Annotated in this window: 16 protein-coding genes and 1 riboswitch; of the genes, 6 read left to right on the top strand and 10 right to left on the bottom strand. The window is 54.4% G+C overall.

Features of this window, described 5'->3' with window-relative positions:
- Positions 1–61: 61 nt before the first annotated feature.
- The 6 genes from BLR09_RS01920 to BLR09_RS01945 form a co-directional block, all read right to left on the bottom strand.
- Complete coding sequence (locus BLR09_RS01920; protein ID WP_176785410.1) at positions 62–685, bottom strand: RNA polymerase sigma-70 factor; 624 nt, start codon at positions 683–685, stop codon at positions 62–64.
- Between the two features lie 219 nt (positions 686–904).
- The gene (locus BLR09_RS01925; RefSeq protein WP_093196981.1) at positions 905–2,182 is read right to left on the bottom strand and encodes a voltage-gated chloride channel family protein; all 1,278 of its coding nucleotides are present in this window, start codon (positions 2,180–2,182) and stop codon (positions 905–907) included.
- 15 nt (positions 2,183–2,197) lie between these two features.
- Positions 2,198–2,264: riboswitch (Fluoride riboswitch) on the bottom strand.
- Positions 2,265–2,363: 99 nt separating this feature from the next.
- On the bottom strand, positions 2,364–2,801 hold the full coding sequence (locus tag BLR09_RS25420; protein ID WP_176785411.1) for a response regulator: 438 nt from the start codon (positions 2,799–2,801) through the stop codon (positions 2,364–2,366).
- Positions 2,802–2,842: 41 nt separating this feature from the next.
- Positions 2,843–3,250 (bottom strand): response regulator, encoded by a 408-nt coding sequence (locus BLR09_RS25425; protein ID WP_176785412.1) that lies wholly within the window; start codon positions 3,248–3,250, stop codon positions 2,843–2,845.
- Between the two features lie 167 nt (positions 3,251–3,417).
- Positions 3,418–4,749, bottom strand: a complete 1,332-nt coding sequence (locus BLR09_RS01940) for a Gfo/Idh/MocA family protein (protein WP_093196989.1) — start codon at positions 4,747–4,749, stop codon at positions 3,418–3,420.
- A 31-nt stretch (positions 4,750–4,780) separates the two neighbouring features.
- Complete coding sequence (locus tag BLR09_RS01945; RefSeq protein WP_093196992.1) at positions 4,781–5,623, bottom strand: sugar phosphate isomerase/epimerase family protein; 843 nt, start codon at positions 5,621–5,623, stop codon at positions 4,781–4,783.
- Positions 5,624–5,832: 209 nt separating this feature from the next.
- Between BLR09_RS01945 and BLR09_RS01950 the strand changes: the two genes are divergently transcribed.
- Positions 5,833–7,056, top strand: a complete 1,224-nt coding sequence (locus tag BLR09_RS01950) for a thioredoxin family protein (protein ID WP_093196995.1) — start codon at positions 5,833–5,835, stop codon at positions 7,054–7,056.
- Positions 7,057–7,079: 23 nt separating this feature from the next.
- Here BLR09_RS01950 and BLR09_RS01955 read toward each other — a convergent pair whose 3' ends face one another.
- From BLR09_RS01955 to BLR09_RS01970, 4 genes are all read right to left on the bottom strand, one after another.
- A complete protein-coding gene (locus BLR09_RS01955; RefSeq protein ID WP_093196997.1) occupies positions 7,080–7,811 on the bottom strand; it encodes a GNAT family N-acetyltransferase in 732 nt (243 codons plus the stop codon).
- A gap of 178 nt (positions 7,812–7,989) precedes the next feature.
- Positions 7,990–8,961: a GlxA family transcriptional regulator gene (locus BLR09_RS01960; protein WP_093197000.1), complete on the bottom strand. Its 972-nt coding sequence runs from the start codon at positions 8,959–8,961 to the stop codon at positions 7,990–7,992.
- 58 nt (positions 8,962–9,019) lie between these two features.
- The gene (locus BLR09_RS01965) at positions 9,020–9,832 is read right to left on the bottom strand and encodes a hypothetical protein (RefSeq protein WP_093197003.1); all 813 of its coding nucleotides are present in this window, start codon (positions 9,830–9,832) and stop codon (positions 9,020–9,022) included.
- A complete protein-coding gene (locus BLR09_RS01970) occupies positions 9,833–10,690 on the bottom strand; it encodes a hypothetical protein (RefSeq protein WP_093197005.1) in 858 nt (285 codons plus the stop codon). It abuts the gene before it with no gap.
- A 124-nt stretch (positions 10,691–10,814) separates the two neighbouring features.
- On the opposite strand from BLR09_RS01970, the gene BLR09_RS01975 reads away from it, so the two are divergent.
- Genes BLR09_RS01975 through BLR09_RS01995 form a run of 5 tightly spaced genes read left to right on the top strand, consistent with a single transcriptional unit; the run spans position 10,815 to position 12,848 of the window.
- Positions 10,815–11,216 carry a hypothetical protein gene (locus BLR09_RS01975; protein ID WP_093197008.1) on the top strand — a complete coding sequence of 134 codons (402 nt, stop codon included), beginning with the start codon at positions 10,815–10,817 and terminating at the stop codon, positions 11,214–11,216.
- 26 nt (positions 11,217–11,242) lie between these two features.
- Entirely contained in the window at positions 11,243–11,611 is a 369-nt protein-coding gene (locus BLR09_RS01980; protein WP_093197011.1) for a DoxX family protein, read from the top strand.
- Positions 11,608–11,820, top strand: coding sequence for a hypothetical protein (locus BLR09_RS01985; RefSeq protein WP_093197014.1), 213 nt, complete (start codon positions 11,608–11,610; stop codon positions 11,818–11,820). The genes BLR09_RS01980 and BLR09_RS01985 overlap by 4 nt, the downstream gene beginning before the upstream one ends.
- Positions 11,821–11,832: 12 nt before the next feature.
- Positions 11,833–12,276 carry an SRPBCC family protein gene (locus BLR09_RS01990; RefSeq protein ID WP_093197018.1) on the top strand — a complete coding sequence of 148 codons (444 nt, stop codon included), beginning with the start codon at positions 11,833–11,835 and terminating at the stop codon, positions 12,274–12,276.
- A 20-nt stretch (positions 12,277–12,296) separates the two neighbouring features.
- On the top strand, positions 12,297–12,848 hold the full coding sequence (locus BLR09_RS01995) for a dihydrofolate reductase family protein (RefSeq protein ID WP_093197021.1): 552 nt from the start codon (positions 12,297–12,299) through the stop codon (positions 12,846–12,848).
- Positions 12,849–12,854 lie beyond the last annotated feature (6 nt).

A 12,854-nucleotide genomic window follows, 5' to 3' on the forward strand; every position in this document is an offset into this window, starting at 1 on the left:
TGGAAGTATGATCGGAAAGCGAAAAAAAGTTGAGAAAATTTCTAATACCCTGAAAGACAGCCTACAACTGCCCGGCAAGCACGGCGAAAAACAGCGCGGACGGCACGGCAGCTTCCCGGTGCAGGTAGTGCCGGAGGAACTTGGAAGCGTGGTAGAACTGAAATTTGACAGTATTAACGGACAGATTCAGCCGGTCGGCTACTTCCTCATTCGTCAGCCCCTCCTCCACCCGCAGGCGGAATACTTCCCGGCGCTGCGGCGTCAGGTAACTGATACCCTGAGTCAGGATATCGAGGTACTCGCGCCATACCTGCTGGTTTTCGGTGGAATGATCCTCTTCGCTCCAGTTTTCGAGAGAAGCCAGGTGGTGCAGAATCCGGCGCTTCTGGCTCCGGAGGTCGTTAAGTACCTGATTTTTGAGGGCAACGGACAGAAAGGCTTTGATGGAATGTGACTCGTCCAGACGGTCCCGGAAAAGCCAGAGTTTAACAAAGACTTCCTGCAAAGCATCTTCTGCCAAATCTTCGTCCTTGAGGTACCGGACGGCAATCCGTAACAAATACCGGTGATACAGGCGGAAAGCGGTCTCGTAGGCATCGGTGTCCCCTTCCCGCAGACGACGCGTCAGCGCCCGGTCGGCAATCGCCTCTTCCGGCAAAGATCCGTTCGTTGAATTCGGGTACATGGTCGACATCGCTGGAAAAGCCGCAAAGTACGGGGAAAAAGAAAACCGGGCAGAACCTGCTTCTTTATCAAATTATTATCATCGAAGATACTAAAAATGGCACATTCCGGGGGGGTTATTCGCCGGGCGATACGGGCTGGAAACGCGGAACGGGCTGCGCAAACGTTTTCCTGATTCGTTCAAACGTTTGTGCAGATTTTTGTCTGTTCACGGCGCCGCTTATTTCCGGAGATCGCGCAATGTTTTTCCCGGTAACATTTCCCCTGATTTTGACAGGCTCACCCGCTGGGAAAGATAAATGCCGGTGTTCCCGCTGAAGCAATAAGCCGTAAAACAGGCCACCGCATAATACAACAGGTACTCTCCTCCGAAAAGCTCCGCCCCCATCAGCGTACAGGCGATCGGGGTATTCGTCGCCCCGGCAAATACTGCAATAAAGCCCAGCCCAGCAAAGAGGTCGACCGGCATACCGGTGAGTACCGCCAGGGTATGGCCGAGCGTCGCGCCGATAAAAAACAGAGGCGTTACTTCTCCCCCTTTGAAACCAGTACCCAGGGTAACCGCCGTAAACAGCAATTTCCAGAGCCAGCTCCAGGTATGGGCGCCGCCCTCGTGAAACGCCGAAACCAGCGTCACCGCCGCCGGGTCCGGGTTATGCACGCCTAAACCGAGGTAATCGGTCATGCCGGGCAGGGCCGCCATACCGATCACCACCAGACCGCCGGCTACCGGTACCCATTCCGGACGGGGTACCACCTTTGCCGCTATCCGTTTGATGCCGTGCGATAATTCCGAAAACAGCCGGCTCGCTATGCCGAAACAGACGCCGGCTCCGATGGACGTGGCGAGCAGGGTATAGAACGGCAGGTTTTGGTGGGAAGCAATATGATAGTGCGTATGATGAATTCCCCAGGCAGAACACGTAAAATCGGCAAAAACCGCCCCCATAAAGCAGGGCATCAGCGCCTTATGCCGGATCCGGCCGATGGTCAGTACTTCCAGGGCAAAGACCGCGCCCGTCACCGGCGTACCGAATACCGCGCCGAAACCGGCGGCGATACCCACCATCAGCAATACGCTCCGGTCTTCCTTGTCCAGACGAAGCCACCGGGCAAACCCCTCCGCGAAGCTTCCTCCGATTTGTACGGCGGTACCTTCCCGACCCGCCGAGCCTCCGAAAAGGTGCGTGATGAGCGTGGTACCCAGCACGAGCGGCGCCATGCGCAGCGGCACGCCTGCTCCGGGTTCATGGATTTCGTCGATGATGAGGTTGTTACCGGCGTCTGCCTGCTTTCCTCCCCAGCGGTAAAGGAAAAAAATACCGGCGCCCGCCAGCGGCAGCAGATACAACAGCCAGGGATGGGCAAAACGAACATCGGTCACCGCGTCGAGCGACCAGAGAAACAGCGCCACCGCCGAACCGGCGGCGACAGAGAGCGGGAGGACCAGCAACGTCCAGCGAAGGAGGTACCGGAATACGGGAAGCCAATTTTTCATCACCTACAGAAAGAAACGTTCGTAGGCGTCATCAGCCCGTTGCGGGCGGTTCAATAGGTGGAACACCATCACCTTTTCACAAAAATAGGTGATCATCCTGTACTCCGGCGTACTCTGCCGGGAAAACTCCGCCGCGGGCCCCTGGGCAATATCCCCGGGCGCTTTGGCTTTTTGCTTTGTACTAGTCCATCCGGCCCGCCGGAGGTACCTGCGCATACTGATGCCAGAAGCCAAAGATGGCGTTCCAGAGGTCAATATACTCCCGGCGACTACCCGGTTTGCTCATGAATGCATTGACGCCGGCGTCATATGCCAGGTCGATTACTTCTTTCTGACTGTAAAAAGAAAGCATCAAAACGGGCAATGCTTTCCACACTGTAGAATTCCGGAGGGTTTTCAATACCTCTACGCCGTTCATGTCGGGGAGGTGATAGTCCAGCAGAACCATCGATGGAGGTACAGGAAGGGTATCGAGCAGTTCAAGTGCCTGTTTTCCGTCTTTTGCAAAGAGAATATGGCAACTCTGGTTGCTTTTCTGATAACTCCAGTCAAGAAGAAAGCGATGATCAGGATCGTCCTCTACTACCAGAAAAAGGGGCTTTTTAGCGTTCGTATTCATTGCTCTACCAAGTTGGGGTAGTGCATGAAAAAACCGTTCCGTCAGAATTCCCAGGGCAGATGCGACACATTTAGCCAGAATTCTACCACAGAATGCCACATGCGGGTACGTTCTTCCGGGTCGGGCGGCGCGAGCAGAAAAGCATTGACATCCTCGGCATAGGTACGGACGGGGTAATCGGGGGACGACCCATACATCACCAGCGGAATTTTCCGGTACCGGGAAAGCCGGTAAGCGCTCAGGAAAGACTGCAATTCCGGCGTTTTCAATCCGTCGGCATCCAACAGAATCAGGTTGACGCCTTCGCGGCTGCCTTTCAGCCATTCGAGCGCCGAGGAAAGATCAGGGTAAAAATGGAGGTACGCCTGACGCAGCGCCCGGACAGACGCCTGCCGGAACCATTCCTGGTCGGCAGCATTGGCGGCAATCATGAATACATTCGACCGCATACAAGTCTCGAAAGTTGATGAAGTAGAGCGTCGTCATAGCGATTGGGTTCTGTCATATAAACGGGGTTAAAGCCTGCTCCGGATTCGACAGGGTTCAAAGTCTACCAACAAAAACGCCTTCCGGATAGTGATTCCGGAAGGCGTTGCAGGGTGTTTTTTCGGTCGACTCAGACGGGAGGTTCCCAGCCTTTTTCGTACGTACGACCCCAGAGCTTCATCGCTTCTTTGTCTTGGATATGGCCGTTTTTCGTATCCACGCCGAATGACTTGTTCGTTCGGTAAGAAATATTCGCCAGATGGCACAGGAGGGTGCTCTTGGCGCCTTCGTCGATCGGCGAATTTTGCTTGGCTTTTCCGCGAATAGCATCGAAGAAATTGACGACGTGGGTCGTTGTCATGTCTCCGCCACCCCCGAGCGCGGTACCCGCTTCGGATCCGGATCCCTTGCTGGTTTTGACTACTTTCCCTTCACGATTGAAGAGCTTGTAGCCGTCGCGGTCGACGTAGACGCTACCGGTGCTGCCGTAAATGAACGTACCGCGGGAACTGCCATAGGTTTCGACACCGCTGCGACTTTTCCCATCCCACTGAATAATTTTATTACCGGGGAAACGAAACGTTGCTTCCATGGTATCGTACATCGTCCACCCGTCGTTCGGAAAATGGCGCTTCGCTGCTTCCGTCGCGACATGCTCCGGATACTCTACCTGGAGCGCCCAGCGGGCCACATCGAGCTCATGGGTCGCGTTGTTACCGGATTCAGCCGTGCCATAGGTCCAGCCATACCAGTGCCAGTTGTAATCCCAGGTATCGTGCGTGTATTCCGTCCGGGGAGCCGGGCCCTGGAACAGGTCCCAGTCGAGGCCGTCGGGTACGGGCGCCTTTTTCGGCAGGGGTACCTCCCCGCGGGCAGTAGAATAAAACGCCAGCGCCTTGTACGGAGTACCGATTGCACCGTTGTGGATCTGGTGGATAATGTCGATCGTTTCGGGGGACGAACGCTGCTGGTTCCCCATCTGGATCACTTTTCCGTACTTTTTCTGAATCGCGATCAGGATTTCACCCTCCCGCGGGTTGTGGCTGCAGGGCTTTTCGACATAAACGTGCTTTCCAGCCTGCACGGCCATCCACGCACCGGGCGCGTGCCAGTGATCGGGCGTGGCGTTAAAAAGAGCATCTACCTCTTTGTCTTCCAGCACCTTACGAATGTCGTTTTCCAGCTTAGGCTTGTAGTCGATGTGCTTCGAGAACTTCTGAAGCGCCGATTCCCGCTGCTTCTTCATCACGTCACAGAGGTATACCAGCTGGACGTTGCTCTCTTTGCGGGCAATGGGTTCGTAATAGGCTGACAGGCGCCGGCCAAGCCCGGCAATCGCTACCTGGAGCCGGTCGTTCGAGCCCATAATCCTGGCATAGCTGGCCGTACTCATGCCGGCTCCCGCCAGGGAAAGCGTTCCCAGGGCCGCTTTACGGATAAAATCTCTGCGGTTGTTTTTCATAAAAACGCGGGTTTCCCACCCGGTAAATAAATCAGGACTTTTTTGAAGAGGACTGTGACGCGGTACAGATTCCCTTAAAGTATCCGACCGATTCAGCCAGACCGGCCAGGGGATCTTTCATGTCTTTTTCGTATTCCAGGCTGCAGCAACCGGCATATTTCACCTTCCGGAGCGCACGCACAAACGCCGTAATGTCGATGACGCCGCGGCTGAGCTCGCACGTTGTACCGTCCTTGGTCCCCGCCGTCACATTCTTCAGGTGAATATCGAAAATCCGGGAAGCGTACTTTTCCAGGTCGGCGACCGGATCATCGCCGTAGCGCTTATCGTGACCCATATCGAAACAGAGACCAATACGCGCATCCAGGTTTTTTACCAGGTTGTAGACTGTTATTGCATTCGGGTATAGCTTATCGCCGGGACCGTGGTTATGAATCGCATAACGGATGTCGTATTCCCTGACTTTTTTGTCGACATACGGCAGGTGTTCCGGGTTCGGAATACCGATCATGAGCTTTACGCCCACACGCTTCGCGTAAGCAAAGGCATTGTCGATCTCTTCCGTCGTTTTCATGTAGATCGGACCTACTGCGTATCCGGTCACGCCCGACTGCGCCAGCTTCGCATGAAAAGCGGCAATCTCGGCATCTGTAGAGGCGTAAGGAAGATGGAAGTCTTTGATACACAAGTAGTGTACATCGAGCTTCTTCATCATCGCGAGCGACTCGTCCAGCTTGAAATGAACGAAAGAATAGCCGGCAATGCCCAGCTTGAAAAGATCTTCGCCCTGCGGCGCGGCGGCGGCCGGAAGCCCTCCCGCCAGGGCCAGTCCGGCCAGCGATGTGTTTTTGAGAAATATCCGACGAGTAGTCATAGGTTCAGAGCGGAGGAACTGCCTCCTCCTGCTAAATAACCGAAGTCAGGGCGGATACCCGTTCTTTCCAGGAAAAAAGCAAAAAATCGGGCAGGGACCGGCTGCTTCTCGCCTCCAACTGCCTTTCCGGTCTCTTGCCGGGAAATCCGCCGGAATATCTATTTTTACCGCTGACCCACTGTCTTCTTCCAACTTACCTATTCCCAGTGATGACACGATTCTTTTCCGGTTTTCTCGGTCTCTGCCTCCTGCTGGCGGGTACTGTCGCCTCCGCCCAGCACACCGGTATCTCTTTTCAGGACGATTCCTTTGACGCCGCACTGGCGAAAGCCCGGCAGCAAAACAAGTCTGTCTTCGTTGAAATATACCTCAACGGATGCCCGCACTGCCAGGCAATTGAACCGCTGCTGAAGGATCCGAAGGTCGGCGAATTCTATAACGCCAATTTCGTTTCACTGCAGCTCGAGGCAAACTCTGACGCGTCCAAAAGGCTCCAGCAGCAGAAACAGCTGACGTACCCCGAATTTCCTCTTTTCCTGTTTTTTGAACGGGACGGCCGGCTGAAGCACCTCGCCACGCCACAGGAAAAGAAAACCCACGACGAGTTTGCGGAAGAACTTATCTCGACCGGAAGGGCGGCGCTCGACCCGCAGCAGGCCACTTCCCGGTATCCGGAACGGTTTGCGGCGGGCGACCGGCAGCTTGCCTTTCTCGTCCAATACGGCAAATACGCGAAGGCCGTACGCGACACCGCCGCGCAAAACCGGCTGGACCAGGCGTTCGGTCAGCAGCTCCAAACGCCGGAGCAGCGAACGGACGCGGTTGGTTTTTACATTCTCCGCCGCTTTGTCACCCGGTTTGACAATCCGCTTTCCACGTATTTTTTCTCCCATTTTACTGACTATCAGTCCCGTTTCCCGAAAGAAGAAGTAAAGGAAGCCGTCGAATCCATCGCGTTTCAATCACTGTTCGGCAGTGGCGCCAGGGCATGGCCCTCTGCCGCGATCGCGACCATGCGGGAAGGAATGGTGAAGGCGGGTATTCCGGCGCATGACGCTGCTTCCCGTACCCTGCTGAAGGAACTGGAAGCACTTTTTCGGGAAAAAAATACGCCGGAAGCGGTCGCCCGTTTCAACGCGTTCCGGGCGGGCGGAAAAACAGAAACGGAGGACTATGCCTACCTCATCCGCTACTTCAACGACCAGGCGCCGGATGGTCGTTACCTTTCTGCGGTACCGGCCTGGTCTGCTGCCGCGCTCGCCGGCGTCACGCCCCAGGCCGGACCGGCTGCGGCCGATCTGTACCACGCGCTGGGCGTTGCCTACAAGCGAAAAGGAGATGTGGAATCGGCAAAAAAAATGGCGGCTAAAGGAAAGGAGACAGCCGGCCGCCTGCATCAGGACACCCGGCGTTTTGACGCGCTGATGAAATAGCAACCTCCACAACTATCTGCTCTTCAGCGCCTTACATCACCGTTCAATAACATGCCGCACACGCGAAAACCGGCTTTCAGGAGGGTTGACCGGGAAGCCGTATTCCGGACATTGCACCGTGCAGACGGAACATATCCCTGCCGGTAAATTTCCTTCTTCAGCTCCTGAACAAAGTAGGAACCGTATCCCTGCCGCCGGAAAGGTTCCGGAACGTCCAAGTACAAATCAGCATAGGGGAAATTGTAATTGGTGAGAAAACCGCCGGTGGCGCGCTCTTCATTGCCCACCTGGAGGCAGTATCCGCCGTGGTCTGCGTCGTCGGACTGGCGCTGGCGGCCAAATTGTACCTCCGGCATAATCAACTTGCTTTCCCTGTCGTCGGCAAAGAGAATCGCCTCTGCCTCAATTCCCTTTCCGAATTCCAGCACCATAGCAGACAGCAACGTATCGTTTGTCTGGCATTCGAGGTACGGCACGCCGGTTACAGACAGCAATTCGCTAAATACACGGGAGGCCTGGTTCCGAAAGGGTGTTTTGAGGTAAAATTCGAAGACAGTATCCCGTGCGCCTCGCTCATCCCGCCCCCATACGGAACCGTAGCCGGCCGTTTCCCCGTCTATTTCCACCAGCCAGGTATCGGCCCAACCGTAGCGGTGGCATTTGTCGTGCACAAACTGAAAACAGCCTTGCTGGAGAAACAGCGCCCGCATAGGGACTACCGTCGACAGGCTTGTCCGGGTAATTTGAATTTTCATACCGTTCAGGATCAGGGGGAAAGTAAAAATTACGCCAAATGGGCAATCTGAGGCCGATTTTCTCCCGTAGATATGGCAGAAACGCAGAAACTCCTTCGCGAAATGATACAAGGTGGTCTTCGGACCATCCTTCCTTCAACCTTTATGAAAAAGAGCCCGGATGACGGGCTCTTTTTCGTTATGCCATTTTCTGGTATTTGTTGCGGTATTCGACCGGTGAAAGGCCGGTTGTCTTCTTGAAAATCGCGCGGAATGCTTTGATATCGGTATATCCGACGTCGTACATCACTTCATGAATATTCTTGCGGGAAATTTCAAAGCCCTTTTTGGCGGCCTCGACTTTCACCCGCTGGATGTATTCCGAAACCGTGTTGTTTGTCGCTTTTTTGAAACGGCGCTCGAAGCTACGCCGGCCGAGGGAAAACTGGTCTGCCAGTTGATCAACAGTCAGTCTGTCCTGAAAATGTGCTTCGATAAAGTCCTGTGCCTTGCGGATGGCGTCGTCCTCGTGCTCTTTCTGGCCCTGAAAAATGATAAAGGGCGACTGGCTCTCCCGTTCGATCTCAATCGCGAAAACCTTGGAACATAAAATAGCCATGTCCCGGCCGGCGTATTTCTCGATCAGGTACAGGATCAGGTTGAGGTAGGAATAGGCGCCGCCGCTGGAGTAGAGGCGACTTTCGTCTGTAATGACCTTATCGGCAATGAGTTGCACTTCCGGAAACATCCTGCGGAAGTCGCGCGCGGCCATCCAGTGAGTGGCGCATTTCCGGCCATTGAGCAGTCCGGTAGAAGCGAGCAGAAAAGCGCCCAGGCACAGACTTGCTACTTCGGCGCCGGCTTCGTACTGCTGTGCGATCCAGGGGATAAAGGGCCGGTTGACCTCCAGGGCACGGTTCATGTCGCCGTCTACCGCCGGAATGACCACCAGGTCCGTGGAATCGACATCTTCCAGCACCTGATCGGTATGAATGGTATACAGACCTCCGCTGATACGGGTGTCTTTCGTCATCCCGACCAGCTTCACCTGGAAAAGCGGCTTCTGCCCGTTGGCCAGGCAAAATTGGTTGACCTGGGTGAACAATTGCCTCGGCCCCTCGATGCTTCCCAGAATCGCTCCCTCGGGAACGAGAATGGTGATTCTTTTCATAGGTAATAGAGTTATCCCTAAAAATAACCAGAAACCCGGATACGCCCAAAAGGATTGACTATCCGGGCATTTCGTCGTGATTAACCAGGAGGAGGTTCAATAACATATCTGTCTGACGTTGTTTCCGGGTGCGATGATCAGATACAACTGCTGTCGGAAATCGGACAGGGCGTTTTGCAAACGCCTCTCTTTCAAACTCTTCCCATTTTTGGATGACCTGATCCAGTTCGGGGAGAGATTCCTCATCCCAGGATTCGATTTGTTTCCGCAGGAAGTCAAAGACAGCTCGGACGGCCTCGTCCGAGCGGCGGTAAAACGCCCCGTAATGAGGCTGCAGACGCTCCAGATCATTTTTTACTTCGACCAGCCTGAGCCGCAACGGCGCAAAGCGCCGGAAGTCACGAAAATGCCGGGCGATTCGCTCCGCTATTGTCTCTTCGAGATACCGGCGGTAAGAAGCCCTCAACAGCGTCGTCTTCTCTTCTTCAAACAAGGGCCATGTAACCCTGAAAAAAGGAATCTGCTTGATTTCCGGCCAGAAATGGTCCTCCCTGTAACGCAACAAGTCCGCGAAATACCCCATTTCCCATTCAGATTCGCGCTCATCCGAACCGGCGATGAAGACTTTCGTCTGCTGCTGACGTTCTTTCCAGCCCGTTTCGAAAAGCTCAAACTGACTGTCTGACAAAATCTGCCGGTAGATTTCATACTCGTAATCCAACAATTCCCACGTAGAAAAAGGGACTACCCTGAATCGAATATTCGCGTCGTTTTCAAACAAAAACTTCGCCTGCGTGAAGGTGAGAGCCAGTTCGGGCTGCCTTTCCTGGTAGCCTTTGATCTGGCTGATGCGTTCTTCTTCTGTCATCATTCAAATGGGATTAGGTTGACTAGCCGGTACAGTCGTTTCGGTTTTTTGTTTAAAGAACTCTTTGACGTCAGCAAGGAAAACGGTAAGGCACCAATCCGTCCGTTTTTCTGTCGGCGTGCGCCGGTCTTCCATTTCCACATGCCAACCCGAGATAGACGTATGGCTTTTTTCACGAAGAAAAGCCTCGTATCTACAGGCTATTTCGATCAATTCCGCCATCGCATTGCTGTGCAGAGAATCATACCTGCGGCGCATAAAGTCGTAAGCCGCCTTTGTCACTTCGTCCGCCTGGGCGTAAAAAAGACTATGCGGAGGCAGAAGCTTTTCTACATCCAATCTCAATTCCTCTGCTTCAAAAAGAAGAGGTGAAAAGCGGGAATTGTACCGAAAATGTTCTGTAACGAGATCTGCCCGCCGCCGCTGCTCCCACTTTCGGTATTCCGCCCGCAGATATGTGCCTTTCGCCTGATCTCGTGGCAAACAAAGCAGTAATTGTTCGTGAAATGCTACTCCTTTTAATTCCGGCCAGAAATGATCCAGCAGGTATCGGCGCATGGGTCCGTAATGGTTAGCCAAATTCGCCGCCTGTTCGCCGTCTGATTCCCGGATTCGATCGATCGCCAGGCTGCGTTTGGCCTTCCATCCGGCTTCAAACAATTCAAACTGCCCTGGCGTCAAAATCCGGCTATAGATTTCGTATTCATAATCGAAATGTTCCCAAACGGAAAACCGTGCTTCTTCAAACCGGTTTTCCGAATCGTTTTCGACTAAAAAAGCGGCTTGTTCGAACGTAAGAGCCAATTCCGGCAGTCGTTCCTGATAGCCCCTGATCTCTCTTTTCAACTCGTCATCAGACATGGGTTCGGTGGTGGATGTGACGTAAGATACGCCTTTGTCGCAATTTCCTCCTCTTATTGCCGGATTTGCCCCTTACCGTGTATCCTGATTCCCAGTAGTTTTGTTTCAACAAAAGACCTCAGCCATGTACGATTTTTTACTGGACGACGACATTCTCCTGCTGGGCCGGACGGTGCCCGATTTCCCGACCGGTATTGAAGCCGCGTTTAACGCCCTGATGGATGCGCTGCCGAATCCGCTGCAACGCTCGTACTACGGGGTTTCAACGATGGACGCTACCGGCAAGGTGCTCTATTTCGCCGCTGCCGAAGCGTTCGGCACCGACGAAGCGGAAGGGTATGACACACGAGTCATCCCCGCCGGAACCTACCTCGCCCGGAATATCAGCGGCTGGCGTACCCAAACCGGCTGCATCAAGGACTACTTCGGCGAAATGATGCAGGAACCCGCATACGATAGGCAATCTCCCGCCATCGAATGGTATCAGAACGACGAGGAGCTGGTTTTACTCCTCCGGAAAAAATAACGCTTTCAAAACAACCTATCTCTTTTATGAAACGGATTAATCTCTATTACTGGCTCGTAACCGGCCTGTTCGCGCTCCTGATGGCCTTCGGTTCTATTCCGGATATTCTGGTGATGCCGGAAGCCAAAGAAGTCTTCCGCCATCTTGGCTATCCCGAATACCTCATCGCTTTCCTTGGCGTAGCTAAAATGCTGGGCATCATCGCGATCCTGGTTCCCGGTTTTCCGCGGCTCAAGGAATGGGCCTACGCAGGATTGTTCTTTGATCTCACCGGCGCAATCTACTCGGCCATTGCCGTCGGCGACCCCGTCAGCGGTTGGGGCATCATCGTGGTACTGGGTTACGGACTCCTGTTTGCTTCCTATGCCCTCTACCGCAAACGGAGGCAGGTATGATTGAAGTCTTCAAAACCGACGTGCGGGAACGGTGTCAGGCGGAGCAGGTCATCCGCCTGCTCATCCGCCACTTTCCCGGGCATAAGGTCAATTTTGACCTGGAAGACTGTGACCGCGTCCTGCGCATGGAAGGGAGTACCTTTTCGGTTTCCCGGGTGAAAAACCTGGTGCGTCGCCAGGGCTTCCTCTGTCAGGTATTAACCTGGTAATCAATCGTTTTTATGGAAAAAGTAGTGCTTCAGAAAACGATCCTGATCGGAGCGTCACCGGAGCGGATCTGGGAAATTCTGGTCCTCGACGCCTATACCCGCGTCTGGCTGGCGGAATTCCGGGAAGGCTCCTTTGCTGAATCGAACTGGGAGCCGGGAAGCCACATCCGGTTTGAAGACGGCAACGGGAACGGAATGATCGGCTTTATCCGTGAAATGATACCGGGCCGCGTGCTTACTTTTGAATACACAGGTCTGTTAAACGCCGGTCTGGAGGACCTTACCAGCGCTGAAGCGCTCGCGGTCCGGAATACCCGTGAATCCTACCGGCTGACAGCAGAAGGAGACGCGACGCGCCTGACGATTGCGATGGACCTGCCGGACCAATATTTCTCCCTTTTCAATTCCCTCTGGGACAACGCTCTGACCAAAATCAAGGCACTGGCAGAGGACTAACCTTCGAACCTCATATTCCGATGCGAAAACTAAGCGTGTTTATGATGACGACCCTCGACGGCTACTTCCAGGGTCCGCACGGGGAACTGCCCTTCCACGGCGGCGACGCCGAATCCGACGAGTTTGCCGTTCAGCAGCAGGACGATGCCAATACCCTCCTGTTTGGCCGCAGGACGTATGAGATGATGGCCGCTTACTGGCCCACTTCTATGGCAGCCGCGAACAGCCCCGAACTGGCGGCGACGATGAACCGGTCTGCCAAAATTGTCTTTTCGGATACCTTGCCCGAAGCCTCCTGGGAAAATACCCTCCTGATACGCGGCAGCGCCGCCGAAGCGATCCGCGCGCTGAAGCAGCAGCCAGGCGGTAACCTGGTCATTCTCGGGAGTTCGGCACTGACGGCCTCTTTGCTGAACGAAGGCCTCGTGGATACGCTCGATATGATGGTTCACCCGATTCTGCTCGGATCGGGAAATCCCGTTTTTGAGAAAGTGACCGGTCTGCCGCTCCGGCTGATTCATTCGCGGCCGTTCCGCTCGGGCAAGATTTTGCTCACCTATGAGCCGAAATAACTCCGG

This window comes from Siphonobacter aquaeclarae (assembly GCF_900103285.1).
Classification (GTDB): Bacteria; Bacteroidota; Bacteroidia; order Cytophagales; family Spirosomataceae; genus Siphonobacter; species Siphonobacter aquaeclarae.

What these genes read in the sequence shown, in the direction of transcription:
- BLR09_RS01920 (WP_176785410.1), bottom strand. Translation starts at nt 685, where the DNA reads ATGTACCCGAATTCAACGAACGGATCTTTGCCGGAAGAGGCGATTGCC.
- BLR09_RS01925 (WP_093196981.1), bottom strand. Translation starts at nt 2,182, where the DNA reads ATGAAAAATTGGCTTCCCGTATTCCGGTACCTCCTTCGCTGGACGTTG.
- BLR09_RS25420 (WP_176785411.1), bottom strand. Translation starts at nt 2,801, where the DNA reads ATGAATACGAACGCTAAAAAGCCCCTTTTTCTGGTAGTAGAGGACGAT.
- BLR09_RS25425 (WP_176785412.1), bottom strand. Translation starts at nt 3,250, where the DNA reads ATGCGGTCGAATGTATTCATGATTGCCGCCAATGCTGCCGACCAGGAA.
- BLR09_RS01940 (WP_093196989.1), bottom strand. Translation starts at nt 4,749, where the DNA reads ATGAAAAACAACCGCAGAGATTTTATCCGTAAAGCGGCCCTGGGAACG.
- BLR09_RS01945 (WP_093196992.1), bottom strand. Translation starts at nt 5,623, where the DNA reads ATGACTACTCGTCGGATATTTCTCAAAAACACATCGCTGGCCGGACTG.
- BLR09_RS01950 (WP_093196995.1), top strand. Translation starts at nt 5,833, where the DNA reads ATGACACGATTCTTTTCCGGTTTTCTCGGTCTCTGCCTCCTGCTGGCG.
- BLR09_RS01955 (WP_093196997.1), bottom strand. Translation starts at nt 7,811, where the DNA reads ATGAAAATTCAAATTACCCGGACAAGCCTGTCGACGGTAGTCCCTATG.
- BLR09_RS01960 (WP_093197000.1), bottom strand. Translation starts at nt 8,961, where the DNA reads ATGAAAAGAATCACCATTCTCGTTCCCGAGGGAGCGATTCTGGGAAGC.
- BLR09_RS01965 (WP_093197003.1), bottom strand. Translation starts at nt 9,832, where the DNA reads ATGATGACAGAAGAAGAACGCATCAGCCAGATCAAAGGCTACCAGGAA.
- BLR09_RS01970 (WP_093197005.1), bottom strand. Translation starts at nt 10,690, where the DNA reads ATGTCTGATGACGAGTTGAAAAGAGAGATCAGGGGCTATCAGGAACGA.
- BLR09_RS01975 (WP_093197008.1), top strand. Translation starts at nt 10,815, where the DNA reads ATGTACGATTTTTTACTGGACGACGACATTCTCCTGCTGGGCCGGACG.
- BLR09_RS01980 (WP_093197011.1), top strand. Translation starts at nt 11,243, where the DNA reads ATGAAACGGATTAATCTCTATTACTGGCTCGTAACCGGCCTGTTCGCG.
- BLR09_RS01985 (WP_093197014.1), top strand. Translation starts at nt 11,608, where the DNA reads ATGATTGAAGTCTTCAAAACCGACGTGCGGGAACGGTGTCAGGCGGAG.
- BLR09_RS01990 (WP_093197018.1), top strand. Translation starts at nt 11,833, where the DNA reads ATGGAAAAAGTAGTGCTTCAGAAAACGATCCTGATCGGAGCGTCACCG.
- BLR09_RS01995 (WP_093197021.1), top strand. Translation starts at nt 12,297, where the DNA reads ATGCGAAAACTAAGCGTGTTTATGATGACGACCCTCGACGGCTACTTC.